At 58.7% G+C, this 25,519-nt stretch carries 14 protein-coding genes, 2 tRNA genes and 4 rRNA genes; 7 read left to right on the plus strand and 13 right to left on the minus strand.

Features of this window, described 5'->3' with window-relative positions; all coding sequences use genetic code 11:
• The first annotated feature begins 41 nt into the window (after positions 1 to 41).
• The 5 genes from JAB4_RS00750 to JAB4_RS00770 all read left to right on the plus strand — a co-directional run bounded on the left by JAB4_RS00750 (position 42) and on the right by JAB4_RS00770 (position 6,182).
• Positions 42 to 1,226, plus strand: a complete 1,185-nt coding sequence (locus tag JAB4_RS00750; RefSeq protein WP_034753750.1) for an isovaleryl-CoA dehydrogenase — start codon at positions 42 to 44, stop codon at positions 1,224 to 1,226.
• 53 nt (positions 1,227 to 1,279) lie between these two features.
• Entirely contained in the window at positions 1,280 to 3,079 is a 1,800-nt protein-coding gene (gene aceK / locus JAB4_RS00755; RefSeq protein WP_070221735.1) for a bifunctional isocitrate dehydrogenase kinase/phosphatase, read from the plus strand.
• Complete coding sequence (locus tag JAB4_RS00760) at positions 3,076 to 4,272, plus strand: acetyl-CoA C-acyltransferase (RefSeq protein WP_070221734.1); 1,197 nt, start codon at positions 3,076 to 3,078, stop codon at positions 4,270 to 4,272. Before aceK ends, JAB4_RS00760 begins: the two co-directional genes overlap by 4 nt.
• Before the next feature lie 73 nt (positions 4,273 to 4,345).
• Complete coding sequence (locus tag JAB4_RS00765; RefSeq protein ID WP_070221733.1) at positions 4,346 to 5,014, plus strand: SDR family oxidoreductase; 669 nt, start codon at positions 4,346 to 4,348, stop codon at positions 5,012 to 5,014.
• Positions 5,015 to 5,054: 40 nt separating this feature from the next.
• Positions 5,055 to 6,182 carry an acyl-CoA dehydrogenase family protein gene (locus JAB4_RS00770; protein ID WP_070221732.1) on the plus strand — a complete coding sequence of 376 codons (1,128 nt, stop codon included), beginning with the start codon at positions 5,055 to 5,057 and terminating at the stop codon, positions 6,180 to 6,182.
• Positions 6,183 to 6,604: 422 nt separating this feature from the next.
• Here JAB4_RS00770 and JAB4_RS00775 read toward each other — a convergent pair whose 3' ends face one another.
• From JAB4_RS00775 to JAB4_RS00790, 4 genes are all read right to left on the minus strand, one after another.
• The gene (locus JAB4_RS00775) at positions 6,605 to 7,498 is read right to left on the minus strand and encodes a YihY/virulence factor BrkB family protein (protein ID WP_070221731.1); all 894 of its coding nucleotides are present in this window, start codon (positions 7,496 to 7,498) and stop codon (positions 6,605 to 6,607) included.
• 85 nt (positions 7,499 to 7,583) lie between these two features.
• Complete coding sequence (locus JAB4_RS00780; RefSeq protein ID WP_070221730.1) at positions 7,584 to 8,663, minus strand: LD-carboxypeptidase; 1,080 nt, start codon at positions 8,661 to 8,663, stop codon at positions 7,584 to 7,586.
• A gap of 88 nt (positions 8,664 to 8,751) precedes the next feature.
• Positions 8,752 to 11,505, minus strand: coding sequence for a TonB-dependent receptor (locus tag JAB4_RS00785; protein WP_070221729.1), 2,754 nt, complete (start codon positions 11,503 to 11,505; stop codon positions 8,752 to 8,754).
• A 217-nt stretch (positions 11,506 to 11,722) separates the two neighbouring features.
• Positions 11,723 to 13,528, minus strand: coding sequence for an ABC transporter substrate-binding protein (locus JAB4_RS00790; protein ID WP_175444816.1), 1,806 nt, complete (start codon positions 13,526 to 13,528; stop codon positions 11,723 to 11,725).
• Between the two features lie 216 nt (positions 13,529 to 13,744).
• Between JAB4_RS00790 and JAB4_RS00795 the strand changes: the two genes are divergently transcribed.
• Both JAB4_RS00795 and dacB read left to right on the plus strand, forming a co-directional pair.
• A complete protein-coding gene (locus JAB4_RS00795) occupies positions 13,745 to 14,983 on the plus strand; it encodes a nucleoside recognition domain-containing protein (protein ID WP_070221728.1) in 1,239 nt (412 codons plus the stop codon).
• A gap of 8 nt (positions 14,984 to 14,991) precedes the next feature.
• Positions 14,992 to 16,494, plus strand: coding sequence for a D-alanyl-D-alanine carboxypeptidase/D-alanyl-D-alanine-endopeptidase (dacB, locus tag JAB4_RS00800; RefSeq protein WP_070221727.1), 1,503 nt, complete (start codon positions 14,992 to 14,994; stop codon positions 16,492 to 16,494).
• Between the two features lies 1 nt (position 16,495).
• Here the strand turns inward: dacB and JAB4_RS00805 are convergent, their stop codons facing one another.
• The 9 genes from JAB4_RS00805 to rrf (JAB4_RS00845) all read right to left on the minus strand — a co-directional run bounded on the left by JAB4_RS00805 (position 16,496) and on the right by rrf (JAB4_RS00845) (position 25,489).
• Positions 16,496 to 17,356 (minus strand): CPBP family intramembrane glutamic endopeptidase, encoded by an 861-nt coding sequence (locus tag JAB4_RS00805; protein ID WP_070221726.1) that lies wholly within the window; start codon positions 17,354 to 17,356, stop codon positions 16,496 to 16,498.
• 22 nt (positions 17,357 to 17,378) lie between these two features.
• Positions 17,379 to 17,852, minus strand: a complete 474-nt coding sequence (locus JAB4_RS00810; RefSeq protein WP_070221725.1) for a MarR family transcriptional regulator — start codon at positions 17,850 to 17,852, stop codon at positions 17,379 to 17,381.
• Positions 17,853 to 18,026: 174 nt separating this feature from the next.
• Positions 18,027 to 18,139: ribosomal RNA gene (gene rrf, locus JAB4_RS00815) — 5S ribosomal RNA — on the minus strand.
• Positions 18,140 to 18,275: 136 nt separating this feature from the next.
• Positions 18,276 to 21,165: ribosomal RNA gene (locus tag JAB4_RS00820) — 23S ribosomal RNA — on the minus strand.
• A gap of 263 nt (positions 21,166 to 21,428) precedes the next feature.
• Positions 21,429 to 21,504, minus strand: a tRNA-Ala gene (locus tag JAB4_RS00825).
• Between the two features lie 107 nt (positions 21,505 to 21,611).
• A tRNA-Ile gene (locus tag JAB4_RS00830) sits at positions 21,612 to 21,688 on the minus strand.
• A gap of 81 nt (positions 21,689 to 21,769) precedes the next feature.
• Positions 21,770 to 23,300 (minus strand): 16S ribosomal RNA (locus tag JAB4_RS00835).
• The 16S, 23S and 5S rRNA genes sit together here with 2 tRNA genes alongside, the layout of an rRNA operon.
• Before the next feature lie 675 nt (positions 23,301 to 23,975).
• Complete coding sequence (locus JAB4_RS00840) at positions 23,976 to 24,935, minus strand: IS110 family transposase (protein ID WP_083289991.1); 960 nt, start codon at positions 24,933 to 24,935, stop codon at positions 23,976 to 23,978.
• Between the two features lie 441 nt (positions 24,936 to 25,376).
• Positions 25,377 to 25,489: ribosomal RNA gene (gene rrf / locus JAB4_RS00845) — 5S ribosomal RNA — on the minus strand.
• Between the last annotated feature and the right edge of the window lie 30 nt (positions 25,490 to 25,519).

Here is a 25,519-nt window from a genome sequence, read left to right on the forward strand (position 1 = left end):
GCACCCATGACCGCCACACTTATAACGACGACGAGGACGACATGCTCCATCTCCCAGGCTTGACCTTTGACCACGGCGACGACATCGCCTCCCTGCGCGAAGCGATCCAACAATTTGCCGCCGCCGAAATCGCGCCGCGCGCGGCCGAGATCGACCGCACCGACCAGTTCCCCATGGACCTGTGGCGCAAGATGGGCGACATGGGCTTGCTCGGCATCACCGTCAGCGAAGAATACGGCGGCGCCGGCATGGGCTATCTGGCGCACATCATCGCCATGGAAGAGATCTCGCGCGCCTCGGCCTCCGTCGGCCTGTCCTACGGCGCCCACTCGAACCTGTGCGTGAACCAGATCAAGCGCAACGGCACGGCCGAGCAAAAAGCCAAATACCTGCCGAAACTGATCACGGGCGAGCACATCGGCGCCCTGGCCATGTCGGAGCCGAACGCAGGCTCGGACGTCGTCAGCATGAAGCTGCGCGCCGACTTCAAGGGCGACCGCTGGGTCTTGAACGGCACCAAGATGTGGATCACCAACGGCCCCGATGCGGACGTGCTGGTGGTGTACGCGAAGAACGACCTGGAAGCGGGTCCGCGCGGCATGACGGCTTTCCTGATCGAAAAGAATTTCAAGGGCTTTTCCATCGCGCAAAAGCTCGACAAGCTGGGCATGCGCGGCTCGCACACGGGCGAACTGGTATTCCAGGATTGCGAAGTACCGGCCGAAAACGTGCTCGGCGGCCTGGGCAAGGGCGTCAACGTGCTGATGTCGGGCCTCGATTTCGAGCGCACCGTGCTGTCCGGCGGCCCGCTGGGCATCATGCAGGCCTGCATGGACCTGGTCGTGCCCTACGTGCATGACCGCAAGCAATTCGGCCAGGCCATCGGCGAATTCCAGTTGATGCAAGGTAAGCTGGCCGATATGTATTCGACCATGATGGCGTGCAAGGCCTATGTCTACGCCGTGGGCCAGGCTTGCGACCGCGCCACCACGCCGGAAGCCGTGCGCCAGTTGCGCAAGGATGCGGCCGGCGCCATTCTGTATAGTGCGGAGAAGGCGACCTGGATGGCGGGCGAAGCGATCCAGGCGCTGGGCGGCAACGGCTACATCAACGAGTATCCAGCCGGCCGCCTGTGGCGCGATGCCAAGCTGTACGAAATCGGCGCCGGGACCAGCGAAATCCGCCGCATGCTGATAGGCCGCGAACTGTTTGCGGAAACCAAGTAAGCACGGGCGCGCGGCGATCGACTGGGTGAGGAGCCATTCATGCGAGCACAGCTATGACGCACATTGCCTTCCCCAAATTGCTCTCTTCCCAGATTGCATTCGATATCGCGCGCACCATCCGCGACGGCTTTGACAAGCATTACCGTCTGTTCCGCGCAACGAGCCAGCAAGCCAAGCGGTATTTCGAGCAAGGCGCCTGGAGCGCGGCGCAGACGGCGGCCCGCGAACGCATCGACTTCTATGACAAGCGCGTGCAGGAATGCGTGCAGATGCTTGAAGATGAGTACGAAGAGTCGGAGTTGAGCGACGAAGTGTGGCGTGAACTCAAGCTGCACTACATCGGCATGCTGACGGAACACAAGCAGCCGGAACTGGCGGAAACCTTCTTCAATTCCGTCTGCTGCAACATCCTGCACCGCACGTATTTCAATAACGACTATATTTTCGTGCGCCCCGTCGTTTCCACGGAATACATCGAAACGCAAGACCCCGCACCCACCTACCGCGTGTATTACCCGGGCCAGGACGGCTTGCGCCACACCTTGCAGCGCATGGTGAACAACTTCCAGCTGGACTGCGCATTTGCCAACCTGGAGCGCGATGTAGCCCAGGTGGAAGCGCGCCTGCAGCAGCTGTTCGGCAGCGACCGGCTGGAGCCGAACCACCAGCTCCAGGTCCTGACCAGTTTGTTCTACCGCAACAAGGGCGCCTACCTGGTCGGCAAGGCCATCAACGGCAACCGCGAATACCCGTTCGTCGTGCCCATCCTGCACAACCGCCACGGCAAGCTGGTGCTCGACACGGTGCTGTTCGAGCAGCAGCAGATCGCCGTGCTGTTTTCGTTTACGCGCGCGTATTTCCTGGTGGATATGGAAGTACCGTCCGCCTACGTACAATTTCTCCGAAGTTTGCTCCCGCGCAAGCCTCGCAGTGAGATTTATACGATACTGGGCTTGCAAAAACAGGGCAAGACCTTGTTTTACCGCGACTACCTGCAGCATTTGAAACACTCGTCGGACCACTTCGAGAGCGCGCCCGGCATCCGCGGCCTGGTGATGCTGGTGTTTGCCCTGCCGTCGTTTCCGTATGTCTTCAAGGTGATCAAGGATTTCTTTCCTCCTCCCAAGGAAACCACGCGCGCGCAAGTCCAGCAAAAGTATTTGCTGGTGAAGCACCACGACCGCGTGGGCCGCATGGCCGACACGCTCGAGTATTCCAATGTGGCTTTTCCCCGCGCCCGCTTTGCCGCGGAACTGCTGGCCGAACTGAAACAGTTCGCCCCCTCGCTGATCGAGGAAGACCACGAGCAGATCATCATCCGCCACCTGTACATCGAGCGGCGCATGGTGCCGCTGAACATGTGGCTGAGCAATGCCGAGAAGGAAGGCCGCGATGACCTGGTCGAACACGCCATCGTCGAGTATGGCAACGCCATCAAGGAACTGGTGGCGGCGAATATTTTTCCTGGCGACATGCTGTATAAAAATTTTGGCGTGACCCGTCATCAGCGTGTCGTTTTTTACGATTACGATGAAATCGAGTACATCACCGATTGCCAGTTCCGCGTCATCCCGCAAGCCCGCACGGAGGAGGAAGAAATGTCGGCCGAACCGTGGTATCCCATCGGCAAGCACGATGTGTTTCCCGAACAATTCGGCACCTTCCTGCTGGGCAATCCACGCATCCGTAAATATTTCATACAGCACCATGCCGACCTGCTGACGGCCGCCTACTGGCAGGCGCGCAAGCAGCGCATCGAAGACGGCCATATCGAGGACGTCTTCCCATATCCGCAGCACCTGCGTTTTTGTATGCAGTCACCTTCCCACCCATCAACCGGAGATCCAACATGAATGATCCAGTCGTAATCGTCGGTGCCGCGCGCACCCCCATGGGCGCCTTCCAGGGCGACTTTGCCAACGTCACCGCCAGCGACCTGGGCGCCGTGGCCATCCGCGCCGCCGTCGAGCGGGCCGGCGTGGCGCCGGATGCCGTCGAGCACGTGTTTTTCGGCAATTGCCTGATGGCTGGCCAGGGCCAGGCGCCCGCGCGCCAGGCCTTGCGCAAGGCAGGCTTGCCCGATTCCACGGGCGCCGTGACCCTGTCGAAAATGTGCGGCTCGGCCATGCAGACGACCATGTTCGCGCACGACACCTTGCTCGCCGGCAGCGCCGACGTGGTGGTGGCGGGCGGCATGGAATCGATGACCAACGCCCCCTACCTGGTGCCGAAGGCGCGCGGCGGCTACCGCATCGGTCACGGCATGATCTATGACCACATGATGATGGACGGCCTGGAAGACGCCTACAGCCGCGACGAAAAGGGCAATGCCCGCTCGATGGGCACGTTTGCCGAAGAGTGCGCCAGCCAGTACCAGTTCACGCGCGAAGCGCAGGATGCGTTTGCCATCGAATCCGTGAAACGCGCGCAGGCCGCTACCAAGGATGGCAGTTTCGAATGGGAAATCGTGCCAGTCACCGTTTCCGGCCGCGGCGGCGACACCGTCGTCAGCATCGATGAAGGCCCGCAAAAAGCCCGCCTGGAAAAAATCCCGACCCTGAAGGCGGCATTCAAGAAGGATGGCACCATCACGGCCGCCTCGTCCTCGTCGATCAACGATGGCGCGGCAGCGCTCGTGCTGATGCGCGAATCGACGGCGAAAAAACTGGGCTGCACCGTCATCGCAAAAATCCACGGCCACGCCACGCATGCGCAGGCGCCGAACGAATTCACGACGGCCCCCATCGGCGCCGTCAAGAAACTCTACGCCAAGACGGGCTGGAGCAGCAGCAATGTGGACTTGTTCGAGATCAATGAAGCGTTCGCCGCCGTGCCGATGGCCGCCATGCACGACCTCGACATTCCGCACAGCAAGATCAACATCCACGGCGGCGCGTGCGCGCTGGGCCACCCGATCGGCGCCTCGGGCGCGCGCATCATCGTCACCCTGCTGGGCGCCCTGAAGAAAACCGGCGGCAAGCGCGGCGTGGCGGCCCTGTGCATCGGCGGCGGCGAAGCGACGGCGATGGCGATCGAACTGGTATAAGCTGTTCCTGAGCACGGGCGCGCACTGCGGTTCACGGTGCGCGCCTTTCATTTTATTTTCAGGGAGAAAACATATGCCTACCGCATTGATCATCGGCGCCTCGCGCGGCATCGGCCACGAAATCGTCCGTCAATACCGCCACGACGGCTGGCGAGTGATCGCCACGGCGCGCACGCCGGACGCCTGCGAGGCCCTCAAGCAACTGGGCGCGGAAGCGCACCAGCTCGACGTGACGGATGTGGAAGGCTGTGCCGGCCTGGGCTGGAAGCTCGACGATGAAAAACTCGACGTGGCCATCCTCAACGCGGGCGTGTATGGCCCCCGCCACGACGGGTTTCCTGCGCAAGCCGATTTTGACCTCGTCATGCACACGAACGTGCTGGCGGCCATGCGCCTGCTGCCGATATTGGCGCCGCTGGTGGCTAACGCCAAGGGCAAGCTGGCCGTGCTGTCCTCGCACATGGGCTCCCTGAGCGAGCGCGGCAACCCCAGCGGTTCGCTGTACCGCGCCAGCAAGGCCGCCTTGAATTCCGTGCTGATCGACACGTCCCTCGTGCATGGCCCGCAAGGCGTCAGCTGCGTCGCTTTCCACCCGGGCTGGGTACGCACGGACATGGGCGGCGCCGGCGCCGATATTTCTCCCGAGGAAAGCGCAGCCGGCATCCGCGCCACCCTGGCCAGCCTGCCGGCCACGGACAAGGCCGTGTTCCGCAACTACGACGGCAAACCCATCGCCTGGTAATTCCCTGAATCCACCATAAAAACAAACGAGACGACGTCCCATGATACTCAATGAAGAACAAACGATGATCCAGGAAGCGCTGCGCAGTTTTTCGCGCGAGCGCCTGGCGCCCAATGCGGCTCGCTGGGACAAAGAACATCATTTCCCGAAAGAAGAATTGCAGGAACTGGCCGCGCTGGGCGCCTTTGGCGTGGCCGTGCCGGAAGCGCTCGGTGGCGCCGGCCTCGACTACGTGTCCTTGGCCCTGGTGCTGGAAGAAATCGCCGCCGGCGATGGCGGCACGTCGACCATCATTTCCGTGAATAATTGCCCCGTGTGCAGCATCGCCATGATGTATGCCAATGATGCGCAAAAGGAACAGTGGCTGCGTCCGCTGGCGCAAGGCACGATGCTGGGGGCGTTTTGCCTGACGGAACCACACACGGGCAGCGACGCCTCCGCCCTGCGCACCACGGCCACCCGCGATGGCAATGCATATGTAATCAACGGCACGAAGCAGTTCATTACCAGCGGCAAGTATGCGGACGTGGCCATCGTCATGGCCGTCACCGACAAGGCGGCCGGCAAGCGCGGCATCAGCGCCTTCTGGGTGCCGACGAACACGCCAGGCTACATCGTGGCGGGACTGGAACAGAAGATGGGCCAGCATTCGTCGGACACGGCGCAAATCCTGTTCGAGAATTGCCGCATCCCCGCGGAAAATCTGATAGGCGAAGAGGGCCAAGGCTACAAGATCGCCCTGTCCGGCCTGGAAGGCGGACGCATCGGCATCGCCTCGCAAGCCGTGGGCATGGCGCGCGCCGCGTATGAAGCAGCGCTGAGCTATGCGCGCGAACGGGAAAGCTTCGGCAAACCCATCTATGAACACCAGGCCGTGCAATTCCGCCTGGCCGACATGGCCACGCAGATCGAAGCGGCGCGCCAGCTGATCCGCCACGCGGCGGCCATGAAGGATGCGGGCTTGCCCTGCCTGAAGGAAGCGGCGATGGCCAAGCTGTTCGCGTCGGAAATGGCGGAAAAAGTGTGCTCGGACGCCATCCAGGTGCACGGCGGCTACGGTTATGTGTCCGATTTCCCCGTCGAGCGCATCTACCGCGACGTGCGCGTGTGCCAGATTTACGAGGGCACCAGCGATATTCAGAAGATTTTGATTGCGCGGGCGTTGTAAACCCCAGGCAAAAGCTGGGGTCAGACCCCCATATGCGTTGGCGCGGAGCTTTGCGTTAGCGTTGTTGTGGGTCTGACCCCATACGCCAACGATGGACGAAAAAAAGCCCGCTAAAACGCGGGCTTGTTCCAATGTATTACCAATGCTTTAATCGTGTCATGGACGCCAGTGCTATCTGCAAAGTGCCTCCTGATTTTCGGACTCCCATGCTATCTGCATGGTGACTCCAAGGTGTAAATCGACCATCGTATCCGGAATTACAAAATCCATTTCTTCGCACTGTCACGCCATCGACATTACACCTGTCGGTCGCCGCGCTGAAACTGGATGGCGAGATAATTTGTTGCCAAATCTCAATCACTGAACGGAGTATAGCACAGCTTTTTGTGCAATGCAACAATGAATTGAAGCCATACGTTAAATCAAGTCCTTAGCGCCAGCGGCTTGTCTTCTTCGCCGCCACGGGCCACTCTTTCGTACTCGGAAATCACTTGCGCGCCCAGCAGCAGCAGGGTGGCGCCGATTTCCAGACTGAACATGACGACGATGGCCGTCGTCATCGAGCCGTACACGACATTGACCTGCGACAAGGTCGAAAAATACCAGACCAGCACGTGGCGGGCAATTTCCCACAGCAGGGCCGCCGTCACGCCGCCGATCAGCGCATGCGTGATCGACAATCTTCCCACCGGCATGACCAGGTAAATCGAGCTTAGCACGAGGATTTCGCCACCCAGCCCCAGCAGATACAGCAGCACGCCGGACACCCCTTCCAGGCCCCAGTCATGACGCAAAAAGCGCACGCTTTCCTCGCCCATCACCTGCAGGCTGCCCGCCACCAGCGTGATGAGCAAGATGCCCACGCCCAGGCACAGGATGTAGCAATACGGCAGCACGGCGGAAATGAGGAAATGGCGGCGGCGGATGGCGACGCGGTGGACAAAGATCACGCTCATGGCGTTTTCCAGCACGGTAAACGCCAGCGAGCTGAAAAAGAGCATGGTCAGCAGCAAGAGCCAGCCGATCACGCCCCGGTTGTCGAGAAAATGCGCGATCTCGCCCACGATGGCCTTCGATTGCCCCGGCACCAGCCATTCCAGGTAGTGGCCGATTGTTTGCAGCAATTCATCCTGCGCGATCACGTGCGACAGGGCCACCACCACCAGCATCAGCAGGGGCACGATGGACAGCAGCGAGTAATACGCGACGGCACCCGCCAGCAGCAAGCCCTGGTTGGCGCGGAAACCCTTGAGCACCTGCAGCGCGAAGGCCAGCGGGTGGCTGAGGATGTAGGTACTGGCGTGGCGGTTGATCATGTCGGATGCGGTGAGGAAGACGGCGCGGCCTCGTGCCACGCCTTATCACACTAGCATACTGACAATCGCCCCGCTGCACCGTACGCTAGCAGACGGCCGGCTCCAGCAAGGTCAAGGTTTGCCGGTCCGCATCCAGGGTGGCCAATATGCCCATCGGTAGCGTGAACTGATGACGGATGTGGCCAAACGAGTAGCCGCTGACGGCCGGCACGCGCAAGGGCAACAAATGCTGGTCCAGGGTGGCATCGAGGGTCAGCGCCGTATCGCCCTCGGCCGCCTCGCAATGCTCGAAGATGCCCAGCATCAAGGCCGCCGCGTGCTTGAAACCGATGGACAGGTCCAGCTGGCACAGCATGCGGTCGATGCAGTACGGCACTTCATTGATTTCTTCGAGGAACAAGATATGCTCGCGGAAATCGGCCGCATACGGCGTGCCGGCCAGCGCGCTGACCATGCACAGGTTGCCGCCCGTCAAGCGTCCCGTCGCCTGGCCGCCGTGCACGGTGCGGATGGCGAAGTTCGGCTGCGTCTGCGCGCGGCGGTGGTTGTCCAGCGCCATCGGTATCGTATAGCTGTCTTGCGGCGTCATCAGCACATTGCGCAGCTGCGTCACCGTGTAGTCGGAAAACGTGGACGACGCCACGGGTCCGTGGAAAGTCACCAGGCCCGTCTGACTGGCGATGGCCAGGTGCAGGGCCGTGATGTCGGAATAGCCGATCAGCACTTTCGGATTGCGCTGGATCAAGGCGTAGTCGAGCAGCGCCAGCAGCGAAATGCAGCCGGAGCCGCCACGGATGGCCCAGATCGCCTTGACCTCGGGATCGGCGAACGCCGCGTGCAGATCGTCGAGGCGCTGCTGCACCGTGCCCGCATAGTTGCCGTGCACGGCGCGGATGTTGGCGCCCAGGCTGACGCGTAAGCCCAGCGATTCGATATTGCGCTGGGCCTTGGCGATGGCTTCTTCATCCGTAAAACCGCCCGGCGCGATAATGGCCACCAGGTCGCCGTCGCGCAGGCGCGCCGGTTTGATCAATGCGTGGTGCTGTTGCATGCGTTTGTCCTTCCCTTGCGCGGCCGCCGCCCATGCCGGTGTGCCTGCCGCCCCCACGGTGGCGGCCAGCAAGCCGCCGAAGCGGCGCCGGCTGAGATTGGTCTGACTGGACATGCGGCCCTTTCCTGGAATAAAAACGGCGACGCCAGGCGCCGCCGCACGAGGTTAGCATGCCGACGGGATCGCCGCCGGCCTGACCGCCTTACATGAACTTGTACTTCAGCTGGAACGACAGCGAGCGGCCGCGCGGGTCGGCTACGCGCGGGTCCCAGCCGGCGCCCACCACTTCATCCACGTTGTGCGCGGTGAATGGGGGATCGCGGTCGAACAAGTTCTGGATACCCACGGTGATGGTGGTATTTTTGAAGCCCGTGTACGTGCCCGACAGGTTATACGTGGTGTAGCTGGAGACGTCCGGCTTGAAGCCCGGCGGCGGCGACCCCTTGCCGCCATTCGGCAGCTGGTCCTTGTAGCCCGACGAAAAACTCTGCACCAGCAAGCCGCTCCAGTCGCCGCGCGACACGCCAAAGCTGGCGTTATGTTTCCAGCGCAAGTACAGATCGCGCGTATAGAACTTGCCGACCAGCTCCTGGTATTCCTGGCCCTGGTATTCCGCAAACTTGAAGCTGTCCATATACGTGCCATCCAGGGTCGCCGTCCATTTCGCGTCCCGGATCTTGCCTTCGCCGCGCAAGCCCACGTCGAGGCCGCGCACGCGGCTGCCTGCCGCATTGATCCAGCCCGCCTGAACGTATTCGATGGTGCCGTCCGGATTGCGGTGGATGTACTGGTTCAGCGCCTGGTAGTTGGCCAGCACGATTTGCGGCGTGCGGTTCAGGATGCGGTCCTTGGTATTGATGGCCCAGTAGTCGAACGAGGCCGAATATCCCTTGAATGGCTCGATGACAAAACCGACGCTGCCCTGCTTCGACGTTTCCGGCTTCAAATTCGTGTTGCCGCCCGTCCTGTAGTCAAGGCGGTCGATGGCGCAATACTCGGGCACGCCCGGATGCTTGGCGCAGCCTTCCTGGTCGACCACGCCGTTCGGCAATTCCTGGCTCAGCGAACCGGAATACAGCTGCTGGAAGCTCGGTGCGAGGAAACCCTTGCTGGCCGAACCGCGGAACAGCAGGAAATCGGCCGGCTGATAGCGGAAAGCCACTTTCGGATTCGTCGTCGCGCCCACCAGACTGTAATCGTCGCGGCGGATGGCCAGCTGCATTTCCAGGTCTTTCGTGACCGGTACCAGCAGCTCCGCATACACAGCCTTGACGGTACGGCTGGCATCTTTGAGTGCGGCATTGCCTGGCGACAGCAAAATCTGCGTGGCGTCGACGTCTTGCGCGAAACTGTAACCTTCGCGGCGCAAGTCAAAGCCGGCCGCCATGGCCAGGGCGCCGGCCGGCAACTGGAACAGCTCGCCCGAAACGGAACCGTCGATCTGCGTCAGGGTCGTCTTGCCGTGCTGGAAGTCGCCACGGAACTTGGTCGATTCGATCAATTGCTTGGCCGCTTCCGTCTGGCTCTGGCCGGCGCCTACCCACGGATTGATGATGCCTGTGGCCAGGGCTGCGTACAGTTTGTCCGTGTAGGAATAGCCATCCGTCAGCTTGGTCTTGGTGCTGCTTTCGGCGCGCGAAATGCCGGCCTTGTAATCCCACTTGCCGAAGTTGCCTTCAAAGCCCACCAGCACGCGGGCATTGTCGGTGGTATTTTCCTGCGTGCGGTTGCCTACGTCATTGGCACGCCATTTGTAGGAAATCGGCTTGCTCTTGTCGAAGGACGGGATGTAGGCCGACAGATCCTGGTAGTAAGCACCGCCGACCGGATACAGATTCTTGTTGGCGACGGTCGCCTGCACCTGCATCGGCGTCAGGATGGCCGTGGCCTTGGTGCGCGAACCGAGCACTTCGACAAACATGCGGTGGTCGGGTGCCAGCTGGAAGGTGCCGCGCGACAGCAGATTGGCCCGTTCGACGGGGAATTGCAGCACATAGTCGGCGCCATAGTCGTAGGCGCACGAATACCTGGTGCGCAGCGGCGAGGTCACGTCTTTCCACAGTTCCGTCTGATATTGCGACATGCCGGCGATGGTGTCGCACTTGCCCTGGAAGCTCAACGGATTGGCTTGCAGGTATTTATTCGCATCGCCGGGCAGCTGGAACGAGGCGCCCAGCGCCGTGCCGGCACCCCCCATCTGGTTGGCGAACGGCGTGCCCGTGGTGTCGGGCGACAGGCCGCGTTCCGGCTGGAAACCGTTGACGAAGGAGCGGTCGCGGCCATTGAGCTGTTGCGCTTTATCAACTGTCAGGCTGGCCATGATGTTGTAGCGGTCCGACTCCAGCGAGCCCGTGCCTGCCAGCAAGGAGGCGCGGCGCGTGGCGCCGCCGCCTGCCTGCGTGTCGTTGGTGGAGACGGACGCTTCCACGCCGCTGTAATTGGTTTTCAGAATGAAATTGATCACGCCGCCGATGGCATCCGTGCCGTAGATGGCCGAGGCGCCATCCTTGAGAATTTCCACACGAGAAATTGCGCCCAGCGGGATCGAGTTCAGGTCGACCGACTTGCCGCTGGCGCCGTGCGTGGCGATGCGGCGGCCGTTCAACAGCACCAGGGTGCTCGACGGTCCCAGGCCGCGCAGCGAGGCGAACGAAGCGCCGCCGCTGACCCTGTCCGCATCGGCGCCAAACACGTTATTGCCCGACGTCATGTTATCGGCGCCCGTGCCGTTGGCTGACAGGGTGCGCACCAGTTGCTCGGTCGTCGTGATGCCCTGTTTTTCGATCTGGTCAAAGCTGATGACTTGCACCGGCAGCGCGCCTTCCTTGGCCACGCGCTTGATGCTGCTGCCCGTCACTTCGACCCGTTGCATCGCTGGCGCCGACGCTTCCTGTGCCATCACCGGCCCCACCACCCCCATCAATGCCACCAACTGCGCTAGTTTCTTCAATTTCACTGGTCTCTCCTTGTTGGGCAATCGAAACTTGAGTTCTCAAGTCCAGGCTGTTTTGTAAGGTCGCGGCGTCTGTCTCGCGGTACATTTTTTTATGACGCCAGCGCTTTACTTTATTTGTTTTCATTTTCAGAGTAGCGCGATGCGTCCGGGCCCAGCCAATGAAAAATGCTTTCCTAACCATAACTTTTTGGAATGAATGCCCTTTTCAGCGACGTGGTCACTTGCCTGCGGGGCTGCCCTTGGTTTTATCCACGTCCAGATAGCGCCAGGACGTGAATTCCACGGGGTGGCGCCTGTAGTTTTTTAGCCACGGTTGCTGCAGGTCGGCAGAGATGGGATGCGTCAGCAGCACCCACGGTGTGTAAGCGTGGATCAGCTGAAACAGGTCGAAGTACAGACTGCGTCGGCGCGGCGTATCGGATAGCAGGCGCGCCTCCTCATAGCGTTTATTGTAATCGGGCAAGTTGAAGCGGGCATAGTTGGCGCGGCCAACGTTGCCGCCATACAACAATTGCATAAAGTTATCGCCATCGGGGAAGTCGGCGATCCAATTGGTCTCGAACATCTGCACCTTGCCCAGGCGCGACGCCTTGATGATTTCCGTCTTCTTGTCGCTTTTAAACTCCACGCGCAGGCCGATGGCGTTCAGGTTGCGCCGCCACAATTCATCGCGCAACCGGCCCACCGTGCTCGGCTCCGTGTGCATGGTCAGGATCAGGGGCGTGCCGTCGGGCTGCGTGCGGAAACCGTCGGCGCCCGCCTTGTAGCCGAAGCGCTCCAGCAGGGCGCGCGCCAGCGCCGGATCGTAGCCGACGGGGCTGCGGTAATCCTTGTCGTAACCGAGCACGTTGGGCGGCAGCGGCGACTGCGCCGGCAAGGCCAGGCCTTTCTTTAATAACGCGATGTCTTCGCGGCTGTTGTAGCTGAGGGCGATGGCGCGCCGCAGGGCCAGCTTGTCCTTGCTCATGCCGCCCAGCACGGGATCGTCCATATTCATCCACATGTAATACGTCTGCAGCACGGGAAAGCGCGTCAGCTGCAAGCCCTTGGCGGCCAACGCCGGTTTCAGCGCGCCGTTTTCCAGCACCATGTCCGTCATCGATTCCGGCACTTGTTCCAGGTAATCGAATTCGCCTTTCAGAAAGCCCAGCATGCGCGATTGATATTCCTCGACGATCCGCACCTCGATGCGTTCGACCAGCGGTAATTGCCTGCCTTCCAGCGCCGTGGCGATGGCGCGCGCGTCGGCCGGCAAGGCGGCCAGCGCCTTGGTTTCCGTATGGAACACGGTGGGGCGGAAAGTCGGGTTGGCTTGGAGCACGATCTTGTCGCTGCGCTTCCATTCCTTCACCAGGAACGGTCCCGTGCCCACGGGATGGTTGCCGATCTGCCCTGCCGCCGGGTACGCTTCAGCCACTTCGCGCGCCACCACGGCGGTCGCCGGCATGGCCAGGTAAAACAGGAAGTTCGGGTCGATGGCGTTGAGGCGGATGCGCAAGGTGTATTTGTCCGGCGCCTGCAAGCCGGCGATCGGCGTGTCGTAGCTGAATTTGGCTTTCAGGGCCGCGTCGCCGACTAGCTTGTCTTCCAGCAAGAACAGCCACGGCGACTTCAGGCTGGGGTCATACAGCCGCGTCAGGCTGTACACATAATCCTGCGCCGTCACTTCGCGCGGCTGGCCCTTGAAAGCGGGATCGGGGGTGAAGAAAATACCCGGCTGCAAGTGAAAGGTATACATGCGGCCGCCGTCTTCCACGGTCGGCAAGCCGCGCGCCGTATTGCCCTGCAGCTGTACCGGGCGCGCCAGGTAGTCGTAGCGCAGCAAGGGGTCAAAAATGTTTTCCATCAAATTCAGGCTGGCCAGGTCGGATGCCACGGCCGGGTCCAGGCCCGTCTCGCTGGTGCTCAAAAACAAGTGCAGGGTCTTGTTCGCGCGGGCATCGGTGGCGGCCTCGGCGGGCGCGGTAAACAGCGTCAACAGGGCCAGGCCGGCGGCGCAGGCGGTTTTGCGTAAAAACATCATCAGTGATCCAGTGCAGACAAGGGTAAGGAACAGCGGTAAGCGACAGGCATCCCCCACACTACGCGGGCAAGCTACGGGGCGCCAATGAAAACAGGCTGCCAGCTTATAACTTTTTGGCATGCGATTGCTGCATTCTTTCATCAACTCGTATCGGGCTGCCTCTATACTTTGCTTGCAGCACCTTTTCACCTCCCCGAAATACAGAACTGATCGCATATGGCACTTAATTACATCTGGTCCGGCTTTTTCCTCGTTGGCTTCCTGGCCGCAGTGCTGCAGTGGCTGTTTCTCGGCGATACCGATATCTTCAAGCGCATCATCGACGGCACGTTCGAAACGGCGCGCATGGGCGTGATGGATATCGCCCTGCCGCTGGCGGGCGTGATGACCTTGTGGCTCGGCATCATGAACATCGGTGAAAAGGCGGGCATCGTCGGCTGGCTGGCAAAAGTCATCGCGCCGTTCTTTTCGCGCATCTTCCCGGAAATTCCGAAAGACCATCCGGCCACGGGCCACATGGTGATGAATTTCTCGGCCAACCTGCTGGGCCTGGACAATGCGGCCACGCCGTTCGGCTTGAAGGCCATGGAAAGCCTGCAAACCTTGAACCCGAACAAGGAAGAGGCGACGAATGCGCAAATCATGTTTCTGGTGCTGCACACCTCGGGCCTGACCCTGATTCCGCTGGCCATCATGGCGCAGCGCTCGATTCTCGGCGCGGCCGATCCATCCGATATCTTTATCCCCTGCATGATCGCCACCTATGTCGCCACCATGGTCGGCATCATCACGGTCTCCATCAAGCAGCGCATCAACTTGCTGAACCGCGTCGTGCTGGGCTGGATGGGCGGCATGACGAGCGCCATCGTCGCCATGATCTGGTATTTCACGCAATACCTGACGAAGCAGGAAATCGAGCTGGTCTCGAAAGTGGTCAGCAACCTGGTGTTGATCAGCGTCATCGCCATTTTCATCATCGGCGCCCTGCGCAAGAAGGTGAACGTGTATGACGCCTTCATCGAAGGGGCGAAAGGCGGCATCCAGACCTCGATCACCGTGATTCCCTATCTGGTCGGCATGCTGGTGGCCATCAGCGTGATCCGCAATGCGGGCGTGTTCAATTTCCTGATGAGCGGCATGAACTGGTTCTTCGCCAACCTGGGCATCAATACGGACTTCGTGCCCGCCCTGCCGACGGCCATGATGAAGCCGCTCAGCGGTTCCGGCTCGAAAGCCATGATGATCGACGCCATGAATACCTACGGCGTCGACTCCTTCGTCGGCCGCCTGGCCTGCGTCTTCCAGGGCTCGGCCGACACCACCTTCTATATCGTGGCCCTGTACTTCGGCTCGGTGGGCATCCGCAAGACGCGCTATGCCATTACGGCCGGCCTGATCGCCGATCTGGCTGGCGTGGTCACGGCCGTGTTCGTCGCCTACGTCTTTTTCCATTAAGGAGCGCCATGTTTCGTCCCATCCTCATCGCCGCCTTGCTGGCTGGCATCGGCTTGTCGAATGCACAGGCGCAATTGCCCGAATCCGTCAGCCTGCTGCTGCGCAGCGCGAATATCCCCGAAGACGCCATGGGCGCCATCGTCTTGCGCGGCAACACCACCGTGCTGTCGCATGGGGCCGAGCGCAGCATGCAGCCCGCGTCCACCATGAAGCTGGTGACGACCGCCGTGGGCCTGGAGCAATTAGGCCCCATCTTCCGCGGCCGCACGGAGCTACGCACCAGCGCCGACGTCATCAATGGCGTGCTGAAGGGCGACCTGATCCTGCGCGGCGGCGCCGACACGGATTTCAACGCGGACGTGCTGGCGCACATGCTGCAAACCCTGCGCAACCAGGGCATCGTGAAAATCAAGGGCGACCTGATCCTAGACCGCCAGCTGTTCCAGCCGGCCCGGCCCGACATCGGCGCGCCGCCGTTCGACGAGTCGGCCGAGTTCCGCTACAACGTCATCCCCGATGCCTTGTTATTGAACACCAATTTGCTCGATATCAATATGAACTCGACGGACCGGCAATTGAGCATCCTGATGCAGCCGGCGCTCGAGAACGTCAGCATCACGAGCGACATGAAACTGGTCAAGGGCAGTTGCGCGCGATGGGAAGACGGCTGGCGTCCGCCAGAATACCGGCGCGATGCCAACGGCAAACTGCAAGTGATACTGCACGGTACTTTCCCGCAAAATTGCAGCAAGGCCACCAGCATCAATGTGCTTGATCGCAACGATTATGCGGACCGCTTGTTCCGTGCCACCTGGAAACGCCTGGGCGGCACGATCACGGGCACGGTGCGCGAAGCGCCGTTGACGGGCTTGCCGCCGACGGCCGAACCGGTCGGCACGCGCATGCTGGCCGACCACGTGGCGCGCGCCCTGCCGGAAGTTTTGCGCGATATCAACAAGACCTCCGACAACACCTTGGCCCGCACCCTGTTCCTCAGCCTGGGCAGTTTGCAAAGCGATGGCTGGCTGGGCAGCCGCCCCGTCGCCATGGCGGCACCGGAAGACACGGCCAGCCGGGCGCGGCAAGTGATCCAGGAATGGTTTCAGCGGCACCATATCGACACCCAGGGCATGCTGGTCGACAACGGTTCCGGCTTGTCGCGCACGGGACGCATTGCGCCAGCGCAAATGGCCGGCGTGCTGCAGGCGATGCAGCAAAGCCCGTGGGCGCCCGAGTTCCAATCCAGCCTGCCCATCGTGGCGCTGGACGGCACCATGCGCAAGCGCCTGCTGAACAGCCCGGCCGCCGCGCGGGCCCGCATCAAGACGGGAACATTAAAGAATGTGGTGGCCATCGCCGGCTACGTACCTGATGCGAATAATCAACAGTGCGTAGTGGTCGCCATGATCAATAGCGACTTGGTGGGCAACGGCAATGGCCGCGCCGCCGTCGATGCGCTGATCGAGTGGGTGGCCAGGAGCGGCGTCGTCCCGGTGGTGACCGGCCAATAGACTAGTCCCGTGCCGTGCGTGGTGCACTGGCAAACGCCAGGCGCAGCACATACGCGGCGACGGCGCCGATCAGCAAGACGGTCACCAGCGACGCTTCCACGCCGAAGGCGCCGCCCGTCAGCATGGCATTGCCCACCAGTTCCCCACGCAGCAGGCCGTCCGTGGCCGCATGGCCCGATACCGTCGACGAAAACACCTGGCTGACACAATAATTCCAGCCGACATGCGTGCCGATGCACACCCACAGGCGGCGCGTCCGCATGTACAGTGCGGCCTGCAGCACGCCATAGGTGACAATCGCGGCGATGGCCAGCAGCGAAAAACCAGCATTGGGCAAATGGGCCAGGGCGAACACCAGCGATGAAATCACGATGGCGGCCTTGCTGCCCAGCGCACGTGCCGTCACGCCGAACAGGATGCCGCGAAACATCATCTCCTCGGCCATGCCGACCAGCACGAGTTCCGCCAGCGGCAGCAGCAACATGAAGCTCGGGGCGTTGACGCCGCTAAACTGATATACGCCCAGCGCTGCCAGCACGACAAAGGTGAGAAAGACCAGTCCGGCGCCGAGCAGCAATCCGCGTCCCAGTTCACGCGCCATGCCCGGCATTGCCAATTCGGCCGGCTGGCGCTTCTCGATGCACCGCACATAGAAACGGTAGCCGCACCACACCAGCAGCGCCGCCAGCAACTGCGGCCACAGGATGCGGTAGGGCTTTTCCACCAGTTGGGAAGCGGTGCCCATTACCAGCGGTATCCCGGCAAAGGTAAGGACCATGCCCAGCACAATCTGCACCAGGGGATAGGCCATCAGGCGGGCCAGAGGGGATTTTTTTGTTGCCATGCTCAGGGTATTGTCCATCGTCGCTTTCCTCAGACAGTTTTCAGGGCGTTGTTTTTAGCTGCTTGCTTGTATCGCGGATGCGCTCGCCAAATGAGCGCTGTTCCAGCATCGTGATGGCTTGCGCCAGGCATGTGGATAAAGGAAATGCCAATTCCGCATCCAGGCTATCGGCAGCACACTTGGTCGCCTGCCAGCACCTCTGCAGATGGGGCAGCAAGGCCTCGCCCTGGCTGCTCAGGCGTACCACACGCTGGCGGCCATCCTCGCCACCGGCTGCCACCAGCAGCAAGCCTTCCTTTTTCATCAATGCCACCGTTTGCGTGACGGCCGGCTGCGTGATGCCCGCCAGCTCGGCCAACTGGCCGATGGTCGCGCTCTGCTGTTGCGCCAGCACCCGCATCACGGGCGTGTAGCGCGGCCGGTAATCGAGACCCGCGTCCGCGTAGGCTTGCTGGACGGCGCCGTCCAGCAGTTCGATCAGGTGGCGTAGTTGTGTTCCGAGTCCTTGTTTCATGTAGCGATAGTAACAGCATTTACATAAGCACTTATATAAATACTGAAAGCTGTTGCATTTTATGCACAAAGTAGCAGGGGGGTAGCTGAAAAGAGAAGGAGTGGCGAGGAATCGTCAGACGAAAAAAAACCCCACCGGAATCCGGCGGGGTTTTTCTCTTACTGCGTATAACAAGCCTGACGATAACCTACTTTCACACTGGTTGCAGCACTATCATCGGCGCAAAGTTGTTTCACGGTCCTGTTCGGGATGGGAAGGGGTGGGACCAACTTGCTATGGTCATCAGGCATAACTTGTACCGGCGTTTGTCTCCTGTTGGACGACAAAGCCATGAATCTGGAAGAAGCAAAGATCGGGGTAATGAATGGTATCAACACACACGCAACGTTGTACCGTCTTATCCTCTGCACCTGCTAAGGTTATAGGGACAAGCCGTACGGGCAATTAGTACTGGTTAGCTTAATGCATTACTGCACTTCCACACCCAGCCTATCAACGTCCTGGTCTCGAACGACCCTTCAAAGAGCTCAAGGCTCTGGGAAATCTCATCTCAAGGCAAGTTTCCCGCTTAGATGCTTTCAGCGGTTATCTCTTCCGAACTTAGCTACCCGGCAATGCCACTGGCGTGACAACCGGTACACCAGAGGTTCGTCCACTCCGGTCCTCTCGTACTAGGAGCAGCCCCCTTCAAATTTCCAACGCCCACGGCAGATAGGGACCAAACTGTCTCACGACGTTTTAAACCCAGCTCACGTACCACTTTAAATGGCGAACAGCCATACCCTTGGGACCGGCTACAGCCCCAGGATGTGATGAGCCGACATCGAGGTGCCAAACTCCCCCGTCGATATGAACTCTTGGGAGGAATCAGCCTGTTATCCCCAGAGTACCTTTTATCCGTTGAGCGATGGCCCTTCCATACAGAACCACCGGATCACTATGTCCTACTTTCGTACCTGCTCGACTTGTCAGTCTCGCAGTTAAGCACGCTTATGCCATTGCACTATCAACACGATGTCCGACCGTATCTAGCGTACCTTCGAACTCCTCCGTTACACTTTAGGAGGAGACCGCCCCAGTCAAACTGCCTACCATGCACTGTCCCCGATCCGGATAACGGACCAAGGTTAGAACCTCAAACAAACCAGGGTGGTATTTCAAGGTTGGCTCCACGAGAACTAGCGTCCCCGCTTCAAAGCCTCCCACCTATCCTACACAGATTGGTTCAAAGTCCAATGCAAAGCTACAGTAAAGGTTCATGGGGTCTTTCCGTCTAGCCGCGGGTAGATTGCATCATCACAAACATTTCAACTTCGCTGAGTCTCGGGAGGAGACAGTGTGGCCATCGTTACGCCATTCGTGCAGGTCGGAACTTACCCGACAAGGAATTTCGCTACCTTAGGACCGTTATAGTTACGGCCGCCGTTTACTGGGACTTCAATCAAGAGCTTGCACCCCATCATTTAATCTTCCAGCACCGGGCAGGCGTCACACCCTATACGTCCACTTTCGTGTTTGCAGAGTGCTGTGTTTTTATTAAACAGTCGCAGCCACCAGTTTATTGCAACCCTTTCACCCTCATGGAGTAAACCAATCAAGCTACCGGGGCGTACCTTTTCCCGAAGTTACGGTACCAATTTGCCGAGTTCCTTCTCCCGAGTTCTCTCAAGCGCCTTAGAATACTCATCTCGCCCACCTGTGTCGGTTTGCGGTACGGTCTCGTATGACTGAAGCTTAGAGGCTTTTCTTGGAACCACTTCCGATTGCTTCATGAACAAGTTCACTCGTCCCATCCCCTTGAATTCCGCGCCCGGATTTGCCTAAGCGCCTTCTATGAGACAGAAACTGACTATTCCAACAGTCAGACAACCTTCCGCGATCCGTCCCCCCATCGCATCATACGACGGTGCAGGAATATTAACCTGCTTCCCATCAGCTACGCATCTCTGCCTCGCCTTAGGGGCCGACTCACCCTGCTCCGATGAACGTTGAACAGGAAACCTTGGGCTTACGGCGTGGAGGCTTTTCACCCCCATTATCGCTACTCATGTCAGCATTCGCACTTCTGATACCTCCAGCATCCTTTACAAGACACCTTCGCAGGCTTACAGAACGCTCTCCTACCATATATATCTGTGATAAATCACAGAACAATATCCGCAGCTTCGGTGACTGGCTTAGCCCCGTTACATCTTCCGCGCAGGACGACTCGATCAGTGAGCTATTACGCTTTCTTTAAATGATGGCTGCTTCTAAGCCAACATCCTGACTGTTTTAGCCTTCCCACTTCGTTTTCCACTTAGCCAATCTTTGGGACCTTAGCTGGCGGTCTGGGTTGTTTCCCTCTTGACGCCGGACGTTAGCACCCGACGTCTGTCTCCCAAGCTCGCACTCATCGGTATTCGGAGTTTGCAATGGTTTGGTAAGTCGCAATGACCCCCTAGCCATAACAGTGCTCTACCCCCGATGGTGATACTTGAGGCACTACCTAAATAGTTTTCGGAGAGAACCAGCTATTTCCAAGTTTGTTTAGCCTTTCACCCCTACCCACAGCTCATCCCCTAATTTTTCAACATTAGTGGGTTCGGACCTCCAGGGCGTGTTACCGCACCTTCATCCTGGCCATGAGTAGATCACTTGGTTTCGGGTCTACACCCAGCGACTGATCGCCCTATTCGGACTCGATTTCTCTACGGCTTCCCTATTCGGTTAACCTTGCCACTGAATGTAAGTCGCTGACCCATTATACAAAAGGTACGCAGTCACGGAACAAGTCCGCTCCTACTGTTTGTATGCACACGGTTTCAGGATCTATTTCACTCCCCTTCCGGGGTTCTTTTCGCCTTTCCCTCACGGTACTGGTTCACTATCGGTCGATTACGAGTATTTAGCCTTGGAGGATGGTCCCCCCATATTCAGACAGGATGTCACGTGTCCCGCCCTACTTGTCGTACGCTTAGTACCACCGGTCCGATTTCACATACGGGGCTATCACCCGCTATGGCTCCTATTTCCAGAGGATTCTGTTATCGGTCCGACTATCACGTACAGGCTCTTCCCATTTCGCTCGCCGCTACTTTGGGAATCTCGGTTGATTTCTTTTCCTGCAGCTACTTAGATGTTTCAGTTCGCCGCGTTCGCCTTGCATACCTATGTATTCAGTATGCAATACCCTAAAAGGGTGGGTTGCCCCATTCGGAAATCTGCGGATCAAAGTGTGTTTGCTCACTCCCCGCAGCTTATCGCAAGCTACTACGTCCTTCATCGCCTGTAATCGCCAAGGCATCCACCATGTGCACTTATTCGCTTGTCCCTATAACGTTAGCCTCTGATCACCGAGGTGATCAAAGAGCGCTACAGGGATAAGAAAGTACAACGTTGTTGCTTGTTTGTTGATACATACAATCATTACCCATCAAGTCGCTTCATGCATTGCTGCACGCATAGACTTGATCAATAAATAATCTTTACTTCTTCCAGATTGTTAAAGAACGAAACAGCTTTGATCGCTAAAAGATCAAACCTAAATTTAATCACCACTGTGATTAACTTACGTTTGCACTTTCGGGTAAAACGTGGTGGAGGATGACGGGATCGAACCGACGACCCCCTGCTTGCAAAGCAGGTGCTCTCCCAGCTGAGCTAATCCCCCTATGGGTCTTGCGTGGCTTTGACTTCTAAAAATCATCTGGCTTTGCCAGTGGTTTTTAGCTATCAACCAAACGAAAGTAGGTTTGTACTTTCGTTTGACGCTTTTACTGGTAGGGCTGGTTGGACTCGAACCAACGACCCCCGCGTTATCAACACGGTGCTCTAACCAGCTGAGCTACAGCCCCAAATGCTGTTCTTTATATTAACAGCCGATAAGTGTGAACATTTGATGCGTGAATCATTTACATGATTCGTGCAAACTCTAGAAAGGAGGTGATCCAGCCGCACCTTCCGATACGGCTACCTTGTTACGACTTCACCCCAGTCACGAATCCTACCGTGGTAAGCGCCCTCCTTGCGGTTAAGCTACCTACTTCTGGTAAAACCCGCTCCCATGGTGTGACGGGCGGTGTGTACAAGACCCGGGAACGTATTCACCGCGACATGCTGATCCGCGATTACTAGCGATTCCAACTTCATGCAGTCGAGTTGCAGACTACAATCCGGACTACGATACACTTTCTGCGATTAGCTCCCCCTCGCGGGTTGGCGGCGCTCTGTATGTACCATTGTATGACGTGTGAAGCCCTACCCATAAGGGCCATGAGGACTTGACGTCATCCCCACCTTCCTCCGGTTTGTCACCGGCAGTCTCATTAGAGTGCCCTTTCGTAGCAACTAATGACAAGGGTTGCGCTCGTTGCGGGACTTAACCCAACATCTCACGACACGAGCTGACGACAGCCATGCAGCACCTGTGTACTGGTTCTCTTTCGAGCACTCCCCGATCTCTCGGGGATTCCAGCCATGTCAAGGGTAGGTAAGGTTTTTCGCGTTGCATCGAATTAATCCACATCATCCACCGCTTGTGCGGGTCCCCGTCAATTCCTTTGAGTTTTAATCTTGCGACCGTACTCCCCAGGCGGTCTACTTCACGCGTTAGCTGCGTTACCAAGTCAATTAAGACCCGACAACTAGTAGACATCGTTTAGGGCGTGGACTACCAGGGTATCTAATCCTGTTTGCTCCCCACGCTTTCGTGCATGAGCGTCAATCTTGACCCAGGGGGCTGCCTTCGCCATCGGTGTTCCTCCACATATCTACGCATTTCACTGCTACACGTGGAATTCTACCCCCCTCTGCCAGATTCTAGCCTTGCAGTCTCCAATGCAATTCCCAGGTTGAGCCCGGGGATTTCACATCAGACTTACAAAACCGCCTGCGCACGCTTTACGCCCAGTAATTCCGATTAACGCTTGCACCCTACGTATTACCGCGGCTGCTGGCACGTAGTTAGCCGGTGCTTATTCTTCAGGTACCGTCATTAGCAAGAGATATTAGCTCTCACCGTTTCTTCCCTGACAAAAGAGCTTTACAACCCGAAGGCCTTCTTCACTCACGCGGCATTGCTGGATCAGGCTTTCGCCCATTGTCCAAAATTCCCCACTGCTGCCTCCCGTAGGAGTCTGGACCGTGTCTCAGTTCCAGTGTGGCTGGTCGTCCTCTCAGACCAGCTACTGATCGATGCCTTGGTAGGCTTTTACCCTACCAACTAGCTAATCAGATATCGGCCGCTCCACGAGCATGAGGTCTTGCGATCCCCCACTTTCATCCGTAGATCGTATGCGGTATTAGCGTAACTTTCGCTACGTTATCCCCCACTCCAGGGTACGTTCCGATATATTACTCACCCGTTCGCCACTCGCCACCAGAGCAAGCTCCGTGCTGCCGTTCGACTTGCATGTGTAAGGCATGCCGCCAGCGTTCAATCTGAGCCAGGATCAAACTCTTCAGTTTAATCTCTGTTACTTTGCCGTTTTACCGGCACCGTCATTGCTGACGGGTCGCTCACTTCAAAAACAACTGACAGGCCACTTCTTGCGAAGCGTCCTATTTCATTTATTTCTTCGTGAACATTTGATATTTTAAGTTATACGCCAATCCGAAGATTGACGCTGCACTGACATCAAATGCCCACACTTATCGACTGTTAATTGTTAAAGAACTGTATTCGGTTACTGCTTTCGCGCTATCGACAAAGCGTTGTGTTTGTCAGCTGCGAAGAAGGAAGAGTATGAAGCATTTCGCTAAATCCGTCAACCTTCTTTTTACTACCCTCACCGTTTCCAGTGATCCCGTTGTTTCGTAAACTGCAGCGTCTCATTGGGGAGGCGAACTATAGCAAAGCTATGCGAAGGCAGCAAGGTTTATTCTAAGAAAGTGTGAACTATCATTATTCAATGCTATATCAACATCAAATCGACCAGATAATTACATTCGGAATACCCGGCTAGCTGTTTCTACAGGTGCATTAAGCGGCATATTCATTGCATCTGCATTGGGTGGCGCCGGCCAGGCAACTGCACCAAGGCTGGTCGTAGGGTCGAATTGATCGGCTGGCATTGTTGTCGGATTACGCTACGCTAATCCGACCTACTGAACTTTACATGAGCGTAGATACTGTTATCCCCGTCAAGCGGCGTGCAAGGCCGGATCAAATATTTTTCCCGACCTGAGCACGCCGAATGCCACGTGCACCAGCTTGCGCATCATGGCGCCAATGATCAGCTTGGGCGCTTTGCCGGCGTCACGCAGGCGCTGACCGAAGCGCTTGCCCCAAGGCGTCTTATGCACTGCCACCATGGCCGGCATGTACAGTGCCTTGCGCAGGAAACTGTGGCCGACCTTCGACATGCGTGGCTTGCCACGCACGCTGGAACCCGACTCGTGCTGGCGCGGATCGAGGCCCGCAAACGCCACCGCCTGCTTGGCGCTGTCGAAGCGCTCAGGATTGGCGTAGTAGGACAGCAGCACGGGAATCGTGCGCTCGCCCAGGCCAGGGATGCTATCGAGCAATTCGCGCTTGCCGCGTAAATCCGGGTCGTCATCGATATGACGGCGGATCGCCAGGATCAGCGCCTTGATCTCGGCATCGAGCCAGGCAATATGATCCTCGATACCCTGGCGTACCGCCGCGCGCGCCACTTCAAGCCGGTTGCTTTCCTGCTGGCGCATCGCTTGCAAGGCATCCAGGCGCAGCACCAGCGCGCGCAGCGATTGCTCGGCCGGCGATGGCGCCTGCCAGGGCTCTGGCTGGCGTTCATGGGCGAAGTCGGCGATCAGCTGTGCGTCGACCTTGTCGGTCTTGGTGCGTACCAGGCGCGAAGCGCTGAAGGCCTTGATCTGGGCCGGATTGATGACACTGACCACCATGCCAAGTCCAGCGAGATATTCGGCAACCCCTTCCCAATACGTGCCCGTCGCTTCCATGCACACCCTGGGGCTGCCGGCAGCATGCTTCAGCAGCCATGCGTGGAGCGCGGTGAATCCTTGACGGTTGTTCTCGACAACCTTGTTACGATGCTTGCCGTTGGGCAGGCGCAGCGCGCAGTCGAGCTTGGCCTTGGCAACGTCGATTCCTAAATTAAACATGCTGTGGTCCTCTTGCGATCTACCTTGCAAATGCGGGCTAACCGGCATGCCGGTGCCAAAGATACTGTCCGATCTTGACATGGAGGATGGGTAACTGGTGCGAGATCTACGGAGCTGGCTCGGGGCCTAAGGGCGGATACGGCATCCAGTTACCCGGTCTTGATATGCCTACCAAGATTTTGACAGCGGTCGATACCGTTCGCAATACCACGAACGGCATGAGGGGAATAATACAAGGTCGGATCAGGCCGCAGGCCGTCATCCGACAACACTACGCTTATCCAGCCCACCCGACTTGGTCGATGTCGGTCGGCGCAGGCCGGCGTAGGTCGGCTTAGCGCAGCGTAAGCCGACAACCACCCGCGGCGCCCCGCAAAACCACCAGACGAAAAAAAACCCCACCGGAGTCCGGCGGGGTTTTACTCTTACTGCGAATAACAAGCCTGACGATAACCTACTTTCACACTGGTTGCAGCACTATCATCGGCGCAAAGTTGTTTCACGGTCCTGTTCGGGATGGGAAGGGGTGGGACCAACTTGCTATGGTCATCAGGCATAACTTGTACCGGCATTTGTCTCCTGTT

It is taken from the genome of Janthinobacterium sp. HH102, assembly GCF_001758625.2.
In the GTDB taxonomy this organism is placed as follows: Bacteria; Pseudomonadota; Gammaproteobacteria; order Burkholderiales; family Burkholderiaceae_D; genus Janthinobacterium.